This window comes from Anseongella ginsenosidimutans (genome assembly GCF_008033235.1).
Classification (GTDB): Bacteria; Bacteroidota; Bacteroidia; order Sphingobacteriales; family Sphingobacteriaceae; genus Anseongella; species Anseongella ginsenosidimutans.
Map to the genome: position 1 here is coordinate 700349 of NZ_CP042432.1, position 20804 is coordinate 721152.

General features: G+C 50.0%; 21 protein-coding genes. 13 read left to right on the top strand and 8 right to left on the bottom strand.

The window, feature by feature from the left end:
* Window positions 1-27: 27 nt before the first annotated feature.
* Together FRZ59_RS02900 and FRZ59_RS02905 are read right to left on the bottom strand one after the other, a co-directional pair.
* The gene (locus FRZ59_RS02900) at window positions 28-1287 is read right to left on the bottom strand and encodes a TlpA disulfide reductase family protein (protein ID WP_132127376.1); all 1260 of its coding nucleotides are present in this window, start codon (window positions 1285-1287) and stop codon (window positions 28-30) included.
* Window positions 1284-2423 (bottom strand): acyl-CoA dehydrogenase family protein, encoded by a 1140-nt coding sequence (locus FRZ59_RS02905; protein ID WP_132127375.1) that lies wholly within the window; start codon window positions 2421-2423, stop codon window positions 1284-1286. The genes FRZ59_RS02900 and FRZ59_RS02905 overlap by 4 nt, the downstream gene beginning before the upstream one ends.
* Window positions 2424-2665: 242 nt before the next feature.
* Here FRZ59_RS02905 and FRZ59_RS02910 point away from each other — a divergent pair, with 242 nt between their 5' ends.
* Entirely contained in the window at window positions 2666-3856 is a 1191-nt protein-coding gene (locus FRZ59_RS02910; protein WP_132127374.1) for a pyridoxal phosphate-dependent aminotransferase, read from the top strand.
* A 54-nt stretch (window positions 3857-3910) separates the two neighbouring features.
* On the top strand, window positions 3911-4750 hold the full coding sequence (locus FRZ59_RS02915) for a prephenate dehydrogenase (RefSeq protein WP_132127373.1): 840 nt from the start codon (window positions 3911-3913) through the stop codon (window positions 4748-4750).
* Between the two features lie 438 nt (window positions 4751-5188).
* On the opposite strand, the gene rfaE2 is transcribed toward FRZ59_RS02915, so the two are convergent.
* The 4 genes from rfaE2 to panC form a co-directional block, all read right to left on the bottom strand.
* Window positions 5189-5680, bottom strand: coding sequence for a D-glycero-beta-D-manno-heptose 1-phosphate adenylyltransferase (gene rfaE2 / locus FRZ59_RS02920; RefSeq protein WP_132127372.1), 492 nt, complete (start codon window positions 5678-5680; stop codon window positions 5189-5191).
* Entirely contained in the window at window positions 5667-6695 is a 1029-nt protein-coding gene (locus tag FRZ59_RS02925; protein WP_132127371.1) for a lysylphosphatidylglycerol synthase transmembrane domain-containing protein, read from the bottom strand. Before FRZ59_RS02925 ends, rfaE2 begins: the two co-directional genes overlap by 14 nt.
* A gap of 4 nt (window positions 6696-6699) precedes the next feature.
* Window positions 6700-7050 (bottom strand): aspartate 1-decarboxylase, encoded by a 351-nt coding sequence (gene panD / locus FRZ59_RS02930; protein WP_132127370.1) that lies wholly within the window; start codon window positions 7048-7050, stop codon window positions 6700-6702.
* 80 nt (window positions 7051-7130) lie between these two features.
* Window positions 7131-8045, bottom strand: a complete 915-nt coding sequence (gene panC, locus FRZ59_RS02935) for a pantoate--beta-alanine ligase (protein WP_132127369.1) — start codon at window positions 8043-8045, stop codon at window positions 7131-7133.
* Between the two features lie 84 nt (window positions 8046-8129).
* Here panC and FRZ59_RS02940 point away from each other — a divergent pair, with 84 nt between their 5' ends.
* The 3 genes from FRZ59_RS02940 to FRZ59_RS02950 are packed head-to-tail and all read left to right on the top strand — an operon-like array spanning window position 8130 to window position 11412.
* On the top strand, window positions 8130-8960 hold the full coding sequence (locus tag FRZ59_RS02940; RefSeq protein ID WP_132127368.1) for a glycogen/starch synthase: 831 nt from the start codon (window positions 8130-8132) through the stop codon (window positions 8958-8960).
* Between the two features lie 17 nt (window positions 8961-8977).
* Complete coding sequence (locus tag FRZ59_RS02945; protein ID WP_132127367.1) at window positions 8978-10384, top strand: DUF4270 family protein; 1407 nt, start codon at window positions 8978-8980, stop codon at window positions 10382-10384.
* Window positions 10381-11412, top strand: coding sequence for a LacI family DNA-binding transcriptional regulator (locus FRZ59_RS02950; protein ID WP_132127366.1), 1032 nt, complete (start codon window positions 10381-10383; stop codon window positions 11410-11412). Before FRZ59_RS02945 ends, FRZ59_RS02950 begins: the two co-directional genes overlap by 4 nt.
* Window positions 11413-11457: 45 nt before the next feature.
* On the opposite strand, the gene FRZ59_RS02955 is transcribed toward FRZ59_RS02950, so the two are convergent.
* Both FRZ59_RS02955 and FRZ59_RS02960 read right to left on the bottom strand, forming a co-directional pair.
* Window positions 11458-12057 (bottom strand): superoxide dismutase, encoded by a 600-nt coding sequence (locus tag FRZ59_RS02955; protein ID WP_192901592.1) that lies wholly within the window; start codon window positions 12055-12057, stop codon window positions 11458-11460.
* Window positions 12058-12121: 64 nt separating this feature from the next.
* Window positions 12122-12565: a nucleoside deaminase gene (locus FRZ59_RS02960; RefSeq protein ID WP_132127364.1), complete on the bottom strand. Its 444-nt coding sequence runs from the start codon at window positions 12563-12565 to the stop codon at window positions 12122-12124.
* 357 nt (window positions 12566-12922) lie between these two features.
* Between FRZ59_RS02960 and FRZ59_RS02965 the strand changes: the two genes are divergently transcribed.
* From FRZ59_RS02965 to FRZ59_RS03000, 8 genes are all read left to right on the top strand, one after another.
* Window positions 12923-15511, top strand: a complete 2589-nt coding sequence (locus FRZ59_RS02965; RefSeq protein ID WP_132127363.1) for an adenosylcobalamin-dependent ribonucleoside-diphosphate reductase — start codon at window positions 12923-12925, stop codon at window positions 15509-15511.
* Window positions 15512-15614: 103 nt separating this feature from the next.
* Window positions 15615-15953 carry a tRNA-binding protein gene (locus FRZ59_RS02970; protein ID WP_132127362.1) on the top strand — a complete coding sequence of 113 codons (339 nt, stop codon included), beginning with the start codon at window positions 15615-15617 and terminating at the stop codon, window positions 15951-15953.
* A 92-nt stretch (window positions 15954-16045) separates the two neighbouring features.
* Entirely contained in the window at window positions 16046-17587 is a 1542-nt protein-coding gene (locus tag FRZ59_RS02975) for a bifunctional GNAT family N-acetyltransferase/carbon-nitrogen hydrolase family protein (protein ID WP_132127361.1), read from the top strand.
* Window positions 17588-17605: 18 nt separating this feature from the next.
* A complete protein-coding gene (locus tag FRZ59_RS02980; RefSeq protein ID WP_132127360.1) occupies window positions 17606-18091 on the top strand; it encodes a Dps family protein in 486 nt (161 codons plus the stop codon).
* 40 nt (window positions 18092-18131) lie between these two features.
* Complete coding sequence (locus tag FRZ59_RS02985) at window positions 18132-18950, top strand: hypothetical protein (protein WP_132127359.1); 819 nt, start codon at window positions 18132-18134, stop codon at window positions 18948-18950.
* Between the two features lie 13 nt (window positions 18951-18963).
* Window positions 18964-19311, top strand: coding sequence for a hypothetical protein (locus FRZ59_RS02990; protein ID WP_132127358.1), 348 nt, complete (start codon window positions 18964-18966; stop codon window positions 19309-19311).
* A 109-nt stretch (window positions 19312-19420) separates the two neighbouring features.
* A complete protein-coding gene (locus FRZ59_RS02995) occupies window positions 19421-20035 on the top strand; it encodes a peptidylprolyl isomerase (protein WP_225975262.1) in 615 nt (204 codons plus the stop codon).
* Window positions 20016-20786, top strand: a complete 771-nt coding sequence (locus FRZ59_RS03000; protein ID WP_132127356.1) for an exodeoxyribonuclease III — start codon at window positions 20016-20018, stop codon at window positions 20784-20786. Before FRZ59_RS02995 ends, FRZ59_RS03000 begins: the two co-directional genes overlap by 20 nt.
* The last annotated feature ends 18 nt before the right edge of the window (window positions 20787-20804 follow it).

The window sequence follows — 20804 nt, forward strand, 5'->3', positions numbered from 1 at the left end:
GATATGGCCGGGAAAGGCGATGGGGGCTTATTCGTTCAGCAATTCATTGATCATTCGCGTAAACTCCTCAACGTAAACCTCGTAGTGCGCGCCGGTACCCGGCCCGTTAAAGCCGGTATGTACCCGCCTTACATTCCCTTCCCGGTCAAGGATGATCGTAGTAGGGAAAGCCATGAAGTTCCGCAGCGCAGGCATGCTTTCTTCTACCTGCTGGTTGGTATATCCTGTCAGGAGCATTTCGTATTCCACGCCAAAACGGTCTGTCATGCGCCTGACCAGCCTTTTGTTCTTTTCCATATCGGTAGTACGCTCGTAAGCCAGGCCAACCACCTCGAAGCCCTTGTCGTGATATTCCTTGTAAAAATCACTTAAAAAACGGGTTTCATCCATGCAATTAGGACACCAGGAGCCAAAGAACTGGATCACGACCACTTTCCCCCGGAATTTTTCATCGCTGAGCGAAACGCTGTCGCCTTCGAGGTTTACATAGGTAAAATCAAGCTGGTCAAAGCCTTCTTCCAGGTAAGTCAGGGAATTCGCGTCGGGCAGGCGGGCTGTGGAATCCTTGCGCGCCCGCCAGTCCTTTATACCGCTCCGGCCGGAATAAAACTTCCCGCCCGATAATACCGAATCGCCGGAGGCGGCGGCCGTGAACAGGGTCGCGTAGCCCCCGTCAAAAGAAGAAAGGAACACCTCATTACCGCTGATGGTCCCTTCCAGGAAGCGGTAATCCCCGTAAGGGGTAATGAAGGTCCCTGTAAGGCGGTTGCCTTCCTGCCGGAACTCACCAACGGCAATGGTCGTATCTCCCTCCCTTACAAAATCCGTTGCCCAGCGGCCCGAAATATCCGCTAAAGGCGGCTCCGGCGATTCCAGAAAACGATAGGAGGCACCCTGAACCGCATGGAAGGGCATGACCGCATCGCGGCCCGCAAGGTGCTTTATCCAGGAACCGGAAAGAGAATCCCCTTGCCGCCGGGCTTTAAATTCCGAATCGAAAAAGGGCATTAAAAAATGAATGGAATCGGCGGTAACGGTGATTTCGTCTGCTTTTAACCGGCTTTCGCCGTTAATGATCTCGATATACAGCGCTGTGCTGTCGCTTTTCACTTCAAAATTGAAAGGGATCTTCGCCCCGCTTTCCGTGGTCAGTGTCGCCCGCCATATCCCTTCCCGGAGCCCCTCCCCGCTTCCGGAAGGTTGCGAACAGGAAGTCATGAACATTAATCCCGCAAAGAGGGGAACTAATATATTTCTTAGTACGGGTGTCTTTTTGATTTGTATCATTTTAATAATTCCCTTGATATAATTATGCGCTGTACTTCTGAGGTTCCTTCGTAGATCTGCGTGATCTTGGCATCCCGCATAAGCCTTTCTACGTGATATTCTTTCACATATCCGTAGCCGCCGTGTATCTGCACGGCTTCCACCGTCGTTTTCATGGCTGTTTCCGATGCATACAATTTCGCTATCGACGCGGCGAGCCCGTAAGGCTTTCCCTGGTCTTTTAGCCAGGCAGCTTTGAGGCACAGCAGGCGGGAGGCTTCAATTTCCGTTGCCATATCAGCCAGTTTAAACTGTATTGCCTGGTGATCGGCCAGGGGCTTGCCAAAGGTCTTACGCTCTTTCGCATAGGATGTTGCCAGTTCAAAAGCGCCGGAAGCGATCCCCAGGGCCTGCGCGGCAATACCTATGCGGCCTCCTTCAAGCGTTTTCATCGCAAACTTAAAACCAAAACCTTCCGCCCCCAGCCTGTTTTCCTTCGGTACTTTTACGTCCGAAAACTGCAGGGAGTGAGTATCCGAACCGCGGATACCCAGTTTATTTTCCTTGGGCCCCACGCTAAACCCTTCCATGCCTTTTTCTACAAGCAAGGCATTGATGCCGCGGCTGCCTTTGGAAGTTTCAGTCTGAGCCATTACAATGCAGACGCCTGCATTCGCCCCATTGGTGATCCAGTTCTTCGTTCCGTTCAGCAGGTAGTGATCGCCCATATCCAGGGCAGTCGTGTGCTGCCGGGTAGCGTCAGAACCGGATTCCGGCTCGGAAAGACAGAAAGCGCCCAGCATTTCTCCTTTGGCTAAGGGAACAAGGTACTTTTCCTTTTGTTCTTCGGTCCCGTATTTTTCCAGTCCGTAACATACCAGCGAATTATTTACCGAAACGACCACGGACGCCGAAGCATCGATTTTGGACAGTTCCTCCATGACGAGTACATAGGATACCGTGTCCATTCCTCCGCCGCCGTAGCGGGCATCTGTCATCATTCCCAGGAATCCCAGCTCCGCCATTTTTTTAACTTGCTCCGCCGGGAAAAGCTGCTGTTCATCACGCTGGATCACGCCTGGCAGCAGTTCGGCGCGCGCAAAATCCCGGGCAGCCTTTCGGGTCATTTCGTGTTCTTCTGTAAGTGCAAACTGCATAATGAAAGGTTTATTGGATTGGTTTTACAGCTGTAATGTCAAAGGTAAGAAAATTTGATTTTTTCACCGGTTCCGCCGCGGGCAGCTTATACCGCATCCGACGGAGAGATAAAAGCCCGGCTACAGGTACGCAGGAATGCATTTGCGAAGAATAAGCATGGATTAAGAAAAAAATAAAGAAATTAGCGTTTCGCGTAAAGCAGCACATTTTTTTTATTTAAAATTGTCAAACATAAATTCCCATGCCTGAAATCGCCGCCAGACTGCAGCAAACAGAAGAATATTATTTTTCCCGGAAGTTACGGGAGATTGAGCAGATGAACCGCCAGGGGGAAAAGGTCATCAACCTGGGCATTGGCAGCCCTGACCTGCCTCCTCACCCGGAAGTGATCGCCGCGTTGTGCGACCATGCTCAAAGGCCGGACGTACACGCCTACCAAAGTTACAGGGGGGCGCCGGCGCTCCGTCAGGCGATCAGCGGCTGGTACCGGCGGTATTACCAGGTAGACCTGGACCCGGAAAGCGAAGTATTGCCGTTAATAGGCTCCAAAGAAGGGATCATGCATATCTGTATGACTTACCTGGCGGAAGGCGACCAGGCGCTGATACCTAATCCCGGTTATCCGACCTATCGTTCAGCCGTGGAGCTTAGCGGGGCCGCCTGCCTGGAATATCAGCTTTCGGAAGCCCGGGACTGGCTGCCCGACCTTGACGAGCTTGCCAAAAAGGACCTTAGCAGGGTAAAGCTAATGTGGGTCAATTACCCCCATATGCCCACCGGCGCCCGTCCCGGTAAAGGCTTTTTTGAGCGCCTGATCGCTTTCGCCACGGAGCGGGATATCCTGCTTTGCCATGATAATCCTTATAGCTTTATCCTGAACGACCGGCCGGAAAGCTTGCTCGCGGTCAGCGGCGCGAGAGAAGTGGCCCTGGAACTCAATTCGCTGAGCAAATCCGGCAATATGGCGGGCTGGAGGACCGGTATGCTCGCAGGAAAAGCAGAATTCATCAACAATGTCCTCCGGTTTAAAAGCAATATGGACTCAGGGATGTTCCTCCCCGTCCAGATGGCGGCCGCCAAAGCACTGAGCCTTGGTCCGGAATGGTATCATAGCTTAAATGAGACCTATGCGGCGCGGCGCGAAAAAGCATTCAGCCTGCTTGACCACCTGAATTGCACGTACGACAGGCAGCAGGCGGGCATGTTCGTATGGGCCAGGATCCCAAAATCTTATGAAGATGGCTATGCCCTTAGCGATGCCGTGTTGACGTCCGCAAGGGTTTTTATCACGCCCGGGGGCATTTTCGGGAGCATGGGTATGCCTTACGTCCGCATAAGCCTTTGCGCGACAACCGAAACGCTTGACCGCGCTATTGATGCTATCCGGCGATCAAACCCGGAACGGCAGGGTGCGGGACCGGGAAAAGTGTAACTCCTGCACCCGGCATTGATATTTGACACTTAACACTAGGTACTCTATACTAAAATGACCGCAGCAATCATCGGAATTGGCCTGATCGGCGGATCGCTTGCCCTGAGCCTGAGGGAAAAGGGAATTGCCGGAACCATTATAGGAGTGGATAACGACTCCGCCAATATTAAAAAAGCACTTGACCTGCGGCTCATCGACCGGGCCGCCTCCCTGGAAGAAGCCGTTCAGGCCTCCGGGCTCATTGTCCTGGCCATCCCGGTGGATGCCATACTTAAAGTATTACCAAGGGTGCTGGACCTTGTAAGCACGCAGGTAGTAATGGACCTGGGTTCCACCAAATCCAAAATACTGCAAGCTGTGGCGAACCATCCTAAACGGGGCAGGCTGGTGGCCGCCCACCCGATGGCCGGTACCGAATATTCCGGGCCTGAAGCAGCCATAAAGGATCTTTTCAAAGGTAAAACCATGGTATTCTGCGATGCGAGAAAAAGTGACGAAGACGCTTTTGAAATGGCTGAAGCCCTGGTAGAAAGCCTGGAAATGCGCAGGGTTTTCATGAACGCCTCCGAGCATGACCTGCATACGGCCTATGTCTCTCATATTTCCCATATTACCTCTTTCGCCCTGGCGCTTACCGTACTGGAGAAAGAAAAAGAAGAAGGCCATATTTTCGAGCTGGCAAGCGGCGGTTTCGAATCCACCGTGCGTTTAGCAAAAAGCTCTCCCGACATGTGGGTACCTGTTTTCCGGCAGAACCGAGAGAACGTCCTGGATGTACTTGAAGAACATATCCACCAGCTTAAAAACATGCAGAAGCTTTTGGAAAACGAGGATTACGAAGCCTTTTACAAACTGATCCAACGCTCAAACAAGATCCGGAAAATTCTTAAATGAAAATGTAGACCATCGTTTTATAGTTTAAAGTTCAAGGTTTAAAGGTTTAAAGTTTTTAGTTTCTAGTTTTTAGTTCAGGATTTACGGGTCAGTATATAGTTTAACAAATCAAGGGCAAATGTTTAGCGTTTGCGCTTAGGCTACGAAGAACGGTTCTAACGACAGTTCATAATTGTTTCGCAGGAAATGCTTTAAACCTTGAACCGTACACTTCGTCCACAGAAAACGCTTTAATATTAAAAACTAGAAACTAGAAACTTCTTCCCAGATTCACAGAACTTTGAACCTTGAACTTTAAACCTTAAACCGTACACTCCGTCCGCAGAAAACGCTTCAAACTATAAACTAGAAACTGCTTCACAGATTCACAGAAACTTTGAACCTTGAATTTTAAACTAAAAACTAAAAACTGCCTCACAGAAAAGTATAAAACCGAGGTTAAGAATTCCTGATCTTGGTTTCGATCGCCGTGGTGGAATAACCTTCCAAAAATTCGATGGTTTTTACTTCTCCGCCGGTGGAAAGCACCAAGTCGGCGCCTACGATCTGCTCAATGGTATAATCGGCGCCTTTTACCAGGACATCGGGACGAAGCAATTTTATCAGCTCATAGGGCGTGTCTTCGTCAAAGATGCAAACTGCGTCCACAAAAAACAAGGCGGCCAGCAACAGGGAACGGGAACGCTCGTCGTTTATTGGCCGGCCGGGGCCTTTCAGGCGATGATTGGAAGCGTCGGAATTTACTCCTACTACCAGTTTATTGCCGGCGGCAGCCGCTTTGGACAGGTAATCGATATGACCCAGGTGAAGAATATCAAAGCAGCCGTTCGTAAAAACGATTTTCTGGTCGCGTAATCTCCAGGTATTCAAACGCGGCAGCAGCGCCTGCCGGTCAAGGACTTTTGAATGAAGGATATCATGGCTGTTCATGCTTCCGGGTTTTTTTGGACGTTTCAAAAAAGACAGCCAGCAAACTAATGGCTCCCAGGGCTAAAATCAGCAATATCTGGGCCGAAGTATGACTAATGGTCGCATATGCCAAACCGGCTTCACGGGATAAACCGAAAAATGTCAGGCCTTCTGAAACCATCCAGTGGTAAGGGCCGATACCCCCCTGCACCGGGGCGGCCATGCCCAGGCTGCCCAGGGCCAGGATCACCGCCGCCACTCCCAGGTCAAGAAAATTCGTGGATTCCAGCACCTTAAAGCCAAAATAGGACGCCAGCAGGTAAAATCCCCAGATAATTACCGTGTATATCCAGAAAAGAGAATGATTTTTGATTTTCGCAATGGAGGTAAACCCTTTGCGGAAGCCATTCAGAAGATTTATTACTTTCCTGAAAAAGCCCCAGCGCAGCAGCCTGAACTTATACTTTCTGAAAAAGTAGCGGATGACCAGGTAAAACAGGAAAAGCAGGGCCAGTACCGCCAGGAACGCGATGGTGCCGCTTACGCTGCTGTTAAACATTCCTTGCACCCTTTCTAATACGAAACCGCTGATCAGGTCGAATTTCAATAATACCGCCAGCACAGTCACTACCAAAAGGCAGAAAACGTCGATCAGCCGCTCGGTGATTACCGTACCCACCAATGCATTTACCGGGATCTTATCCGTCCTGTTCAGGACGCCGCAGCGGGTCACTTCACCCATTCGCGGCAGGGCCAGATTGGCCAGGTAACCAATAATAACGGCGTGGTAGGTATTGGATAATTTAGGGTGGAAGCCCAGGGGGTTTATCAGCATTCGCCAACGGACGGCCCTGAAGACATGCGCCAGCCATACTGCCAGGAGCGACATGAACACCCAGAAATAGTTGGCGTGCCGCAGATCGGAAATGATCCGGTCCATATCCTGCCCTCTGAACGCCAGGTAGAGCAGCAGCAGTCCAACCGCCAGCAGCAATAAGTATCGGAGTACTGAAAATAACCTGGCTTTCTTCTCCAAAGGATTATTTGATTATGCGGTTGTTATCGTCCGGAAAAACGATGCTGGGTTTAAATTTTTTGGCTTCCTCGAAATCCATGGTTGCGTAGGAAATAACGATGACCACATCGCCTACCTGCACTTTGCGGGCTGCCGGCCCGTTAAGGCAGATCATGCCCGAACCGCGTTCCCCGCTGATGACGTAGGTCTCGAAACGTTCCCCGTTATTGATATTCACTACCTGTACCTTTTCATTGGGAATCAGGTTGGCGGCTTCCATCAGTTCCTCGTCAATGGTAATGCTGCCCACGTAATTTAATTCAGCCTGGGTAACCTTAGCTCGGTGTATCTTTGATTTAAAAACCTGTATCAGCATTTCGGATGCAAATTTAGCAATAATTTCTCTAGTCCCTTACACGACGCTTCCGGCATCAGGCATCCTCTGCCGGCGCCGGCTTACTGCGATTGCTTTATAAACAGATTATCTATCAATCGTGTTTGCCCGAGCCTTATTGCCGCCAATACGATGATGTCGCCTGCCTGCTCCCAGGTTTTCACCGGCTGCAGGGAGCGGGCGTCTGCGATCTCCAGGTATTCCACCGTGATAAGGGGAGAAGATGCTAAGAGTTCCAGGGCCTTACTGCGCACTTCATCCGGGTTCAGGGTTTGCGCGGCTTCCCTTGCCATGAAAAGCGCTTCGGGCAGAAGACCGGCTTCTTCTCTTTCCCGGGGCGATAAATGAACGTTCCTTGAACTCATCGCCAGGCCGTCCGGTTCCCGTTCCGTAGGGCAGCAGATCAGCTCCAGGGGAATGGAAAACAGCCGGACCATTTTGCCGATAACCAGGAATTGCTGATAATCCTTCTGTCCGAAATAAGCGCGCTGCGGTTCTACGAGGTCGAAAAGCTTCTTTACGATCTGGGTGACTCCCTGGTAATGCCCCGGACGGTGCTTCCCCTCCATAATGCGCTCAAGTTCACCCAGTTCAATATGCCATTTTTCTTCTTCCGGGTAAATCTCCCCGACCGCCGGCATGAACAATGCATCGCAGCCCGTTTGACGAAGCTTTTCAATATCGCTTTCCACAGGACGGGGATACCGGTCCAGGTCGGCCGGGTCATTAAACTGCGTAGGATTCACAAAAATGCTGCATACAGTAAGGCCGTTTTCTTCGACGCTCCGGGACAGCAGGGAAAGGTGTCCTTTATGAAGGGCTCCCATTGTGGGGACCAGTCCCACGGAAGACAGATGCGGGCGCTGCTCCTGTAAAAAAAGGGCCAGCTGTTGACGGGTTTTCAGGATATGCAACACTGCTTGAAAATAAGCGGCAAAAATGGTAAAAATCCTTTTAATTCCTGTAAGAATTTGCATAAATCATTGATTTATCATAAGTTATTCGTATATTTGCAGCGGAAATCTGTTGTTTCACTGTTCTATAAATAGTTTTCACTCATTATGACAAATAAGACGAAGATCCTTTTCCTTTGTCAGGAAATGGCTCCCTATTTGGAACTTACCGAAATTGCTAAAATCACCAGACACCTACCCCAGGCCATGCAGGAAAACGGATATGAGATCCGTGTGTTGATGCCCCGCTTTGGCTGCATAAATGAAAGAAGGAATAAATTACACGAAGTGATCCGCTTGTCGGGGATGAACATTGTTGTGGACGAGAACGATAACCCGCTTATCATCAAGGTAGCCTCTATACAAGGCGCCAAAATGCAGGTTTACTTCCTGGATAACGAGGAGTATTTTCACCGGAAACACGTGTTTAACGATAACAAGGGAAAATTCTTTGATGATAATGACGAGCGTACTGTTTTCTTCTGCAAGGGCGTACTGGAAACGGTAAAAAAACTTGGCTGGTCGCCGGACATCATTCATTGTCATGGCTGGATGAGTTCCCTGGTGCCTATGTATGTTAAAACAGCTTACAAGAACGAGCCTACTTTCAAGGGCTCTAAAGTGGTTTACTCCGTATATGGAAATGACTTCAAGGAAGATCTGGGGGAAACTTTTTATAAAAAATCACTGACCGGCTCTATGAACGAAGGGGATGCCGAAGTATTCGGCACGGGAAACGCCGTATCCCTGCATAAAGGCGCCATCAAATATTCGGACGGAGTGGTCGTCGCCGACGAAAATATTGCCCCTGAAGTTGAAAAACAGCTCAAAAACGCGCGTATACCGGTTTCTACCATTATCTCTACCGAAAACTTCGAAGATTATCCTGCTTTTTACGAGGAGATACTCGAGGAAGATATGGCTGAAGTGGAAGCATAAACAATAGCATCATTCATATGAAATTAATCTCACGGGGCTTACTGCTTCCGCTAACGGGCTTTCTTTTACTGCAAGCCTGCGACAATCCGGGACTGATCGGTCTGGAAGACCAGCAATTTCAGAACGGTGTTGTAATCGATACCGCGACCATACTTACGCAGACAGTCCCCGTAGAGCGGACCAGGACAGACAATAACCTGCTCATCAGGGACTTCAGCGGATTTTTTTATAATCCCATCAGCTACCGTGCAGTAGGTCATTTCAAAGACCCCGTGTTTGGTTCCACCGATGCAAGAAGCTTTTCGCAGGTGTTCAGCACCGGTGGGCATTTCGGTGAAAACCCGGTGCTTGATTCAGCCGTACTGATCCTGAGGTACCCTCCCCTCTCCACCCAGGCCGTTTACGGAGATACCCTGAGCCGCGTGAATATCGTGGTAAACGAAATCACTGAAGAGCTGGTGGATACAGCGGAGTATTATTCGGACCGGCTTTTTGAGACGGGCCAGATTATCGGCTCCAGCGAGTTCTACATTAACCGTAATGACAGCATAATGCTGCAGGCTATCGTAAAAGACGGCCCAGACAGTCTTATTAAGTCTCCTCCGCAGCTGAGGATAAAGCTGGACCCTGCTTATTTTACGTCCAGGTTCGTGAATATTGACACCTCCATTCTCAATGACCAGGAGGAATTCCTGGAATATTTTAAGGGGATATCCCTGAGCATGGATTCTACGGCGCTCAGCAGCAACGGAGCCCTGATAAGCTTTAACCTGGCTTCCGAAGAAGCTTCGGAAATACGGTTGTATTACCGGACGAACGACAATGCGGATACGGTAAGCAAGTCTTTCCCCCTTAACTCCGCGGCAACACAGGCTTCTTATATTCAGCACAATTACAGCAATACCCCTGTAGCAGACGTGCTGAACGGTACCGACGACGGCATGCTTTACGTCCAGTCGCTGCAGGGACTGCAAACCCGGCTAAGTTTCCCTTACCTGACGGACCTGATCGACAGCGGCAAGGTCAACATCAATAAGGCGGAACTGATCCTGTCGGTCATTCCCGGAACCGGAACAACCTATCCTCCGATTCCCCAGATGAGCATTCACCAGGGGCCTGGGGACAACGGGTTCATCCGCCATATTGTGGATACTTATGCCAATTCCACAGTGGCCACCTTGTTCAGCGGAGTGTACCAGAAGGAGACCAATACTTACCGGTTCAATATAACGCGGTATATCCAAGCCATTCTTAATGAAGAAGCGGACGATGACAGCCTTTACGTAAGCGTACTCAACAATGTTTACCAGCGTAACCAGTTGATGGGCTCAATTAACGGGGTAAGCCGCGCCGCCAGGGTGGTGCTTGGCGGAGGCGAACATCCCGATTACAAAGCAAGGCTGGAGATTGTCTATTCGAAATGAGCAAACCGGTCATTACGATATATGACATTGCCCGGGCCCTCGGCATTTCCCCTTCTACTGTTTCAAGAGCGCTGAAGGATGATTCGATCATCAGCAGCGAAACCCGGAAAAAAGTAAAAAAAACGGCCGAAGAAATGGGCTACCAGCCCAATTCCATTGCCTCCAGCCTGCGCAATAAGAAAACGCTGACCATTGGGGTAATCACGCACCGGATTGACCGGAACTTTCAATCCAGGGCCATCAGCGGCATCCAGGATAAGGCGCATGAGCATGGTTATAATATTATCATCTGCCAGACAAATGATGATCCTGACCGGGAAGTAAAACAGTTCCAGGCGCTTTTCTCCAGCCGGATTGACGGGCTTATCGGGCAGCTTTCCATGTATACCCGGAATTACGATCATTTCCAGCTATTTCTTGAAAACGACATTCCTATTGTTCTTTTTGACCGTGTTCCCCGGAATCTGGATGTGCAAAAAGTAGTGAGCGATGATGTGGGAGGCGGTTACAAAGCAACCGAACACCTTATCCTGCAAGGCAATAAAAGAATCGCCTTTTTCACGGGTGCGCTGAGCCTTAATATCTACGAAGACCGGCTGAAAGGATACAAAGATGCCCTTGAGAAATACGGAATTCCCTTCGATCCGGACCTGGTATTTGAATTTTACCTGAATACGGAAAACAGCCGGAAAGCGGCCCGCGCGCTTTTAGCAGATAAAAAGAAACGCCCTGACAGTATTTTTGCCGCCAACGATACTTCTGCTATCGCTACCATCCAGGTAGCAAAGGAATTAGGGATTGAGATCCCTGCCGAACTGGCCATTGTGGGTTATGCAAATGACCCCAGCGGGCTGATCGTTTCGCCTACGTTATCTACCATAGACCAATCCGCTTACCGCATGGGCCAGATCGCCACCCAGCTGTTGTTGAAACAGATAGAAGAGAAAAAGCCGGGCAAAAACACCTCCCTGGAAACAACGATTCTGCCCGTCGAGTTAATCGTGCGGGAATCCTCGGTTCGGAAGTAACGCGGCGCCGGCGCCGCAAGGTTTCTGCCCGGCTCAGGTATTCACTTATATCGCGTTGCTATACCTTTTCGCTACAGCATCCCAGTTGATTACGTTATAAAACGCGGCAATATAATCGGGACGGCGGTTCTGGTAATTCAGGTAATAAGCATGCTCCCAAACATCCAGTCCAAGAACAGGTGTACCCTGTACCTCCGTTACATCCATCAGGGGATTGTCCTGGTTAGGAGTGGAAGTTACTTCCAGCTTGCCATCCTTCACGATCAGCCAGGCCCATCCCGAACCAAAGCGGGTAGCAGCCGCGGCCGAGAACTTTTCCTTAAAGGCGTCGAAAGAACCGAAAGCCGTATCAATCGCGGCAGCCAGCTCGCCTGAAGGAGTGCCCCCGGCGTTTGGCCCGATCACTGTCCAGAAAAGCGAATGATTAAAATGTCCTCCTCCGTTATTGCGAACGGCAGCTCCGTAGCTTGAAACGTTTTTGCAGATCTCTTCTATGCTTCCCGCTTCTTTGCCTTCGAGGGCTTTATTTAAGTTGGTTACATAAGCCTGGTGGTGCTTGCCGTGGTGGATCTCCATTGTTTTTCCATCAATGTGCGGTTCCAGGGCGTCGGGGGCGTAAGGTAACGCCGGTAGTTCAAAAGCCATAATTTTACTTATTTATATTAGTACAACAATCTATTAATTCGCTTGCTTTCTTCCCCTCATGCCTTCAACGCTTTCTCCTGAAGAACTCTTGTATCAGCGCCCCGCACTCTGCTTCCATGATCCCTCCCGTCAGCTGGGTTTTCGGATGCAGGACCCGGCTCCCGATCGTTCCGAAACCCCGCTTTTTATCATAGGCGCCAAAAACGATCTTATTCAGTTGAAACCAGTAAGCCGCCCCGGCGCACATGACGCAGGGTTCCAGCGTTACATATAAACTACATTCGTCCAGGTATTTCCCGCCAAGGTATCCCGCCGCTGCCGTCAGCGCCTGCATTTCCGCATGGGCGGTGACATCATTCAGGCGTTCGGTCAGGTTATGCCCGCGGCCAATGATACGATTTCCTGCAACAACAAGCGCTCCCACAGGGATCTCCTCTTCCTCGTATGCCTTTTCAGCCTCCTTCAGGGCTTCGCGCATAAAATATTCGTCGGAATATGCTTCAATCATCAAAACACGTTATTAAACGGATGGTTTTGCGAATATATATTTTATAGGTCATTGTGGAAAACTTAAAAGAGGTTAATACCCGGAATGGGTGTACTTTTGCAGGCTCAGAAAGAAAAAAAATCTGCACCTTTTTTCATTTTTTTTGTTTTAAATAGAGGTGAGAATGAAGTAATCAACACGGTAAGTGCTTGGTATATAAATAATTATCGTTAAATTGTGACTAAAAATATTTAAAAACGGGTTTGTTTTTTTTTGTACAAAGCCTAAATTGCTTGAGGCAATCCGCAAGATGGGGGTTGTCACTCTCGTAGGCCGGCCAGGAAAAACGATCTGTTCAAATTATAAAAATATGCGGATATGAATGATGTGATCACAATCGAAGAAAAGGTCTTTACTTCCGCAGAAGTAAAGAGTGCCGCCCTGGAGTATTTTGAGGGCGATGAACTGGCTGCCACTACCTGGATGAACAAATATGCGGTGAAAAATGCCCGGGGGCAATTTACCGAAAAGACGCCCGCCGATATGCACCATCGGATGGCGAAAGAGTTCGCGCGGATGGAAAAGAAGTTCGACGAACAGGCGGAAGGCCGTCCTAAAAGCGGTCTTTCTTCCTATGGTAAACGCCGCGCGGCCCTTACCGGCAAAAAGATCTTCGGATTGTTTGATCGATTTCGCTATGTAATTCCGCAGGGAAGCGTAATGGCCGGCCTTGGCAACCAGCATATGATTGCCTCCCTCTCCAATTGCGTGGTGGTTCCGCCGGTGTATGACTCCTACGGAGGGATATGCTACACAGATGAACAGCTGGCGCATCTTTTCAAACGGCGCTGCGGCGTGGGGGTTGATATTTCCGGCCTTCGCCCGAAAAATGCGAAAGTATCGAATGCAGCGGGTACTACCACAGGAGCGATTACTTTTATGGAGCGTTTTTCCAATACCACCCGTGAAGTTGCCCAAAACGGCAGGCGGGGCGCCCTGATGCTGACCATTGATATCGCCCATCCGGATGTGGAGGATTTCGTGACCATTAAACAAGACCTGAAGAAGGTAACAGGCGCCAATATTTCCGTCAGGCTTTCGGACGAATTCATGCTGGCGGTTATGAACGATACCGATTACACACACCGCTGGCCCATCGACTCCCGCCAGCCGGTCCATAAGAAAACGGTGAACGCCAGGGAATTATGGGATACCATTATTCGTTGCGCACATAATACCGCCGAACCCGGTTTGATCTTCTGGGACAGACAGCATCGCTACTCCACTTCTTCGGTTTATCCCGAATACAAGAACAGTTCCACCAATCCCTGCTCGGAAATCGCTATGCAGGGAGGTGACAGCTGCCGCCTGATCGCCCTGAACATGTTCGGCTTTGTCCAGAACCCGTTCAGCAAAGGCGCTCAGTTCGATTACGAAACTTTTTATGAGATCGTTTATGAAAGCCAGCGCCTCAGCGATGACCTGGTAGAGCTGGAACTGGAACATGTCCAGCGGATCCTTGATAAAGTGTATGCGGACGATGAACCGGACTTTATCAAACGGACGGAAATAGAAACATGGAAATTGCTGTACGAAACCGGGAAGAACGGCCGCCGCACAGGCCTTGGCTTTACCGCCCTTGCAGATACGCTGGCGGCCCTGGGCCTGCATTTTGACAGTGAAGAGGGCATGCAGGTCATTGACAAGATCATGCGCACCAAACTGCAGGCGGAATTTGACAGTTCTGTTGACATGTCCATAGAACGAGGCAGCTTTAAAGGCTTTGATCCCGCCATTGAAAATGAGTCTGAATTCGTGAAAATGATGCAGGAGGAATTCCCGGAACTTTACAGCCGGATGATGGAGCATGGAAGGCGCAATATTTCCCTTTCAACCGTAGCGCCCACCGGATCCCTCAGTCTGCTGGCAGGCACTTCTTCCGGGCTGGAGCCGGTTTACCTCCTCTCCTACAAGCGGCGGCGGAAGGTAAATACCAGTACCGAGGGCGCGAATGTCACTTTCGTGGACGACATGGGCGATTCCTGGGAAGAATTTACCGTTTATCATCCCAAGGCAAAACAATGGATGGAAGTAACGGGGAACGACAATATTGAAGACTCCCCCTATTCGGGTTCTACTGCGCCGGAAATCGACTGGATAAAACGCGTAAAGATCCAATCCCTGGTACAGAAATACATTACTCATTCTATATCCTCCACCATTAACCTTCCTTCGGATGTGAGCGTGGAGAAGGTCGGCCAGATTTACCTGGAGTCATGGAAGAAAGGCTTAAAGGGCATTACCGTATATCGCGACGGCTCCCGCACCGGGGTATTGGTGGCGGATGACAAGGATAAGGGAAAACAAAAAGAAGCGTCCAGGGAAACTTCCCAGCAGATGGCCGATACTCTTATTGAAACCCAGGCTCCCAAACGCCCGAAGAAGCTGGAAGCCGATGTGATCCGCTTTCAGAATGATTATGAAAAATGGATTGCGGTGATCGGCCTGCTGGACGACCGCCCCTATGAGGTATTTACCGGGAAGATGGAAGATTCCTTTAACCTGCCGGCCTACGTGGAAAAGGGCTGGGTGATCAAGGAGAAGGACGAAAGCGGAGAATCCCGTTACGACTTCCAGTTCCATGACAAGGACGGCTACCGCACTACGATCGAGGGCCTTTCCCGCTCCTTCAACAAGGAATTCTGGAACTACGCAAAGCTCATCTCGGGCGTGCTGCGCCATGGAATGCCTATTAATTACGTGGTAGACCTGGTCAATAACCTCAGTCTTTACGACGAACATATTAACACCTGGAAAAATGGCGTTGCCCGTTCACTGAAGCGTTACATCCCCGACGGCCTGGCCGGAAGCGACCGCAAATGCGGCAGCTGCGGAGATGAAGAAGGCCTTATTTACGAGGAAGGCTGCCTGAAATGCAAGAGCTGCGGGTACACCAAATGCGGGTAAGATTTTGCGGCGCCGGCGGGAGCTTCACTTTGGAGTTCCCGCCTCTTTTTTAGACCGGCGCGAGCAAAAGCATAAACTCACTTCTGGAAGAATAAAACTCATTATGAAAAACCCCATTACCTGGGATGATTTTCAGAAGCTCGATATCCGGGTAGGTACGGTCACGGAAGTGCGGGATTTTCCCAAGGCCCGCAAGCCGGCCTGGCAGCTGGTCATTGATTTCGGCCCGCTGGGGCTTCGCAATTCTTCCGCGCAGATTACCGGCTTGTACGACAAGGAAAGCCTCAGGGGCAGGCAAGTGATTGCCGTGGTCAATTTTCCCCCGAAACAGATCGCCAATTTTATTTCCGAATGCCTGGTACTTGGCGTCTATTCCGAAAGCGGCGAAGTAGTGCTGCTAACGCCTGAACGCAAAACCGGAAACGGGATGCAAATCGGCTGACATGCAGCTGCCGCCGCGGGCAGGCAGCTGCCGCATGATGAAAAACTTACCGGGCTCTCCGGGAATGGCCTCAATTTTGCTTCAAGTTCTTTATGCCCGAAATCTCTCCAGAAACAACATCCGTGGTGCTTCGCGCGCTGCAAAAAAAAGATTATAAAGATCTGAAAGCCTCCATGATAGAAGCCTATTCCGGCCTGGGAGGCAGCTTCTGGGACCAGGAAAAGATCAATAAACTGCTTCAGATATTTCCGGAAGGGCAGTTCTGCGTAGAAGTGAACGGCAGAGTCGTAGCCTGCGCGCTGGCTATCATCGTGAACTACAAGAAATTTACCGACCGGCACACTTATAACCAGATCACGGGGAATTATACATTCAATACGCACGAACCCAATGGAGACGTGCTGTACGGCATTGACGTTTTCGTGCATCCGGACCACCGGGGCCTGCGCCTGGGCAGAAGATTATATGACGCCAGAAAAGAACTCTGCGAACGGCTCAATCTCCGGGCCATCATCGCCGGCGGAAGAATACCCCATTATGAGCAGTACGCTGACAGCCTTTCTCCCCGGGAATATATCGAGAAAGTAAAACTGAAGGAAATTCACGATCCTACGCTGAACTTCCAGCTTTCTAATGACTTCCACGTCCGAAAAGTTCTCAAGGGATATCTCAAAGGAGATACCGAATCGATGGAGTACGCCACCCTGCTGGAATGGACCAATATTTATTACCAGGAAGACCAGACCGTGCAGCCCCTGGCCTCTACTGCCAGGATCGGGCTGGTGCAATGGGAAATGCGTCCGATGACCGACATGGATGCGCTAATGGAACAGGTGGAATTTTTCGTGGACGTGGTAAGCGGTTATAAATGTGACTTCATTTTGTTCCCGGAGTTGTTTAACGCCCCGTTGATGGCTGATTTCAATCATCTGGGCGAAGCTGATGCGGTAAGGGAACTGGCAAGGTTCACGGAACACATCCGGAGCAGGTTCATTGAATTTGCTGTGAGCTACAATGTAAATATTATCACGGGGAGCATGCCCATTGTAGAAGAAGGCATGCTGAAAAATATTTCCTATCTGTGCCGGCGCGACGGAACCTGGGATTCTTACAGCAAGATCCATCCCACCCCTATAGAAGTTAAAAGCTGGGGAATGTCGGGAGGGGACAAACTAAAAATATTTGATACGGATTGCGGGAAAATAGGCATACTCATCTGCTATGACGTAGAGTTCCCGGAGCTTTCCCGCATTTATGCCGAACAGGGAATGCAGATTCTGTTTGTACCCTTCCTGACCGACAACCAGAATGGCTATACGCGGGTACGGCATTGTGCGCAGGCCAGGGCTATTGAAAATGAATGTTACGTGGCCATCGCGGGCTGCGTAGGGAACCTGCCCAAGGTGAATAATATGGATATCCAGTATGCGCAGTCGGCCATTTTTACGCCCTCCGATTTCCAGTTCCCTACCAACGCCATAAAGGCCGAAGCCACGCCTAATACGGAAATGACCCTGATCGCCGATGTAGATCTTAACGCCCTCAAGGAATTACACCAGTATGGCACGGTCCGCACGTTAAAAGACCGCCGCACCGATCTTTATGAAGTGAACTGGTTAAAAAAACTCACATAAAAAAGAAAGGAAAACCACATGGCTAAGAAAACCACCAAACTCACCCAGATAGGACTGGAAAAAAAAGATTCCAAGAAACTAGGCGATAAACTGAATGAGTTACTTGCCAATTACCAGGTATTTTACATTAACTCCCGGGGCTTCCACTGGAACATTAAAGGCGATAAATTTTTCGAACTCCATGCAAAGTTTGAAGAATTATACTCCGATTCCCAGTTAAAGATTGACGAAATCGCCGAACGCGTGCTGACATTAGGCTTTACCCCCCTGCATTCCTACAGCGATTACCTGCAGGTTTCCAAAGTGAAGGAAGTGAAGAACGTATCCAATGACCGGGAATGCGTCCAGCACATAGTAGACGGCTTCCGCCAGGTCCTGAATATCGAGCGTGAAGTGCTGGAAGCTGCAGACGAGGTTGCAGACGAAGGAACCAGCGACCTTATGGCCGGGTATATCCGCGAGCAGGAAAAACAGGTGTGGATGTATAATTCCTTCCTGCAATAGCGCGTCCCGGCCGGGCGGGATTTTTCCTATCTTTGCCGGCATGAAATCTATACTTACTGCCCTGCTCGTTTTAGCAACCTGCTCTTTTTCGCATGCCCAGCTTTTTGATAAAATAAAGAAAAAAGCGGAGGAAGCTGCGGAAAAAGTAGTGGATGATGTTATTAATAAAGAGGAAGATACCGAGCCCGCACAGGCGCCGGAAACTGATGTTCCGGAAAATGCTCCTGCCCGGGCAGCCGTTAGCGGCGCTTTTGATTTTGTACCCGCAGATTCCCTGCTATTTCACGATGATCTTTTGGCCGACAAGCCGGGAAGTATGCCGCGGCAGTGGAAAAGCAGCGGATCGGGCCAGGTGGTAAGCTTTCCCGGCATCGAAGGCAACTGGCTTTTACTTAAAGAATTCACTACGTATAAGGCGGACACGCTGCTGGCTATGCCTGAGGCCTTCAGCCTTGAATTTGACATCCTTACCCGCAGCGATCAGGCCAGGGACCTGTTACAATTCAGCTTTGGCTTTGCCAGTGATAACAGCGTCCGGGATTATATCGGCGATGCCTATAATTCCAATGCAATTACCCAAACCACCATCCATTACTGGAATAAGGAAATAATCAGTTCGAGCAGTGATACCAGGATCTATAATACCACGGATCATGAGCTGGAAAACTATGCAAATGAAATAATGCATGTTTCCATCCGGGTAAGAGGAGAAAACATGGCCGTCTACCTGGATGAAACGAAGGTCCTGGATACGGAGATGTTCGATCCCGGCGCAAAAAAATATTTTTACATGAGTACCGGCACCGAACTGAATAATGAGGCGCAGATCGCCGTCAGTAATTTTATGCTGAAAGAATAGAACGACTCCGGCCATGACAATACAGGAAACCAATGAAAAGTGGAACAGGCTCACTCAAAAAATAGCCAGTGAATTCGGGAATGAAAAACCGGATGTGAAGAGCCTGCTTTTTCTGATCGGGGTGCAGGAACTGGGCAAAGGGCCCCGGCGCTTTTCCAAACGGCAGAAAGAAGAACTGATGCATATCGCGAATTGCCGCCTGTTCAGCGAGCTGGGTTTTTATGAACTCGAGGGGCTTGACCAGGACGGCTGGCCGCATTGGAAAAGTGTCAAAAAAATCCCAAATTACACTGTTTTTGAGCAGGAGTTGCTGATCAAACAACTCATTATTCATTATTTTGAGGAACAAGGCTTCATCTGACAAGTATGCATTTAAAAAAAATCCTTCTTTTTGCTCCCTTCTTACTGCTGACGGCCTGCGGGATTCCCTTACTTAGTAAAAAAGGGGGCAGCAGCCGCATTATATTGAGCTGAGTACTTCCTATGGCAGCAGCATCATTCGTTTATATGACGAAACGCCGCTGCACCGGGACAATATGCTAAAGCTCGTAAGGGACGGCTTTTACGACAGCCTGCTTTTCCACCGCGTTATTGAAAATTTTATGATACAGGGCGGCGACCCTAACTCGAAAGACGCGGCCCCCGGGGAACGCCTGGGCGAAGGCGAGGCGCCCGGCCCGCGAATCCCCGCTGAATTCAGGGACTCGCTTTTCCATAAAAAAGGCGTACTCGCAGCGGCCCGGGACAACAACCCGGAGAAAGCCTCCAGCAATTGCCAGTTTTATATTGTGCAGGGCCAGGTTTTTACGGACGAGCAGCTGGATATGCTGGAGCAGACAAGGCTGGAAGGCCGGGAAATCCCTCAATGGCAGCGGGAAGTTTACAAAACCATTGGCGGAACGCCTCACCTGGACCAGACGTATACAGTATTTGGCGAAGTAGTGCAGGGCCTAGCCATGATCGACACGATCGCGGCTGTAGAAACCGATTCCTTTGACCGTCCGGAGAAAGATGTAAAAATGACCATCCGGGAGCTGACCAGGAGGGAGGTACGACGACTGGAATATGAAGATAATCAGCTATAATATAAACGGGATCCGCTCGGCCATGAACAAGAACTGGCTGGCCTGGCTGCAGGCGACCGCAGCGGATATCGTGTGCCTGCAGGAAGTAAAAGCGGAAACAGGTCAGATTACAGAACAGCTGCAGCTGATCGAAATGATGGGCTATCATGTTTTCTGGAATCCTGCCGTAAAAAAAGGCTATAGCGGAACGGCTATTCTGAGTAAAATAAAGCCGGACAACGTGGAATACGGCTGCAGTATGGATGTCTATGATTGCGAAGGGCGGATCGTCAGGGCGGATTACGGCGACTTCTCCGTCATGAGTGTTTATTTCCCTTCCGGCTCCAGCGGCGAACTGCGCCAGGCTTTCAAATTCAAGTTCCTTGATGACTTCCAGTCTTATATACACCGGCTGAAATGGGAACGCCCCAACCTTGTCATCGGCGGCGATTACAACATCTGTCATCGCTCCATTGATATTCATAACCCGAAATCAAACGCCAACTCTTCCGGCTTTCTTCCCGGGGAACGCCAGTGGATGGAAGACTTTTTCAGCAACGGCTTCACCGACACGTTTCGCCATTTCAATCCGGAACCGCATAATTACACCTGGTGGAGCTATCGTTCCAATGCGCGTTCCAGGAACCTGGGCTGGCGCATTGATTATCTTTCCGCTACATCGGAAATGAACGACCTCCTGAAAAGAGCGGCTATTTTGCCGGACGCGCGCCATTCCGATCACTGCCCGGTACTGCTGGAGCTGAAATATTAAGCCAGGGCTGAAGTACTG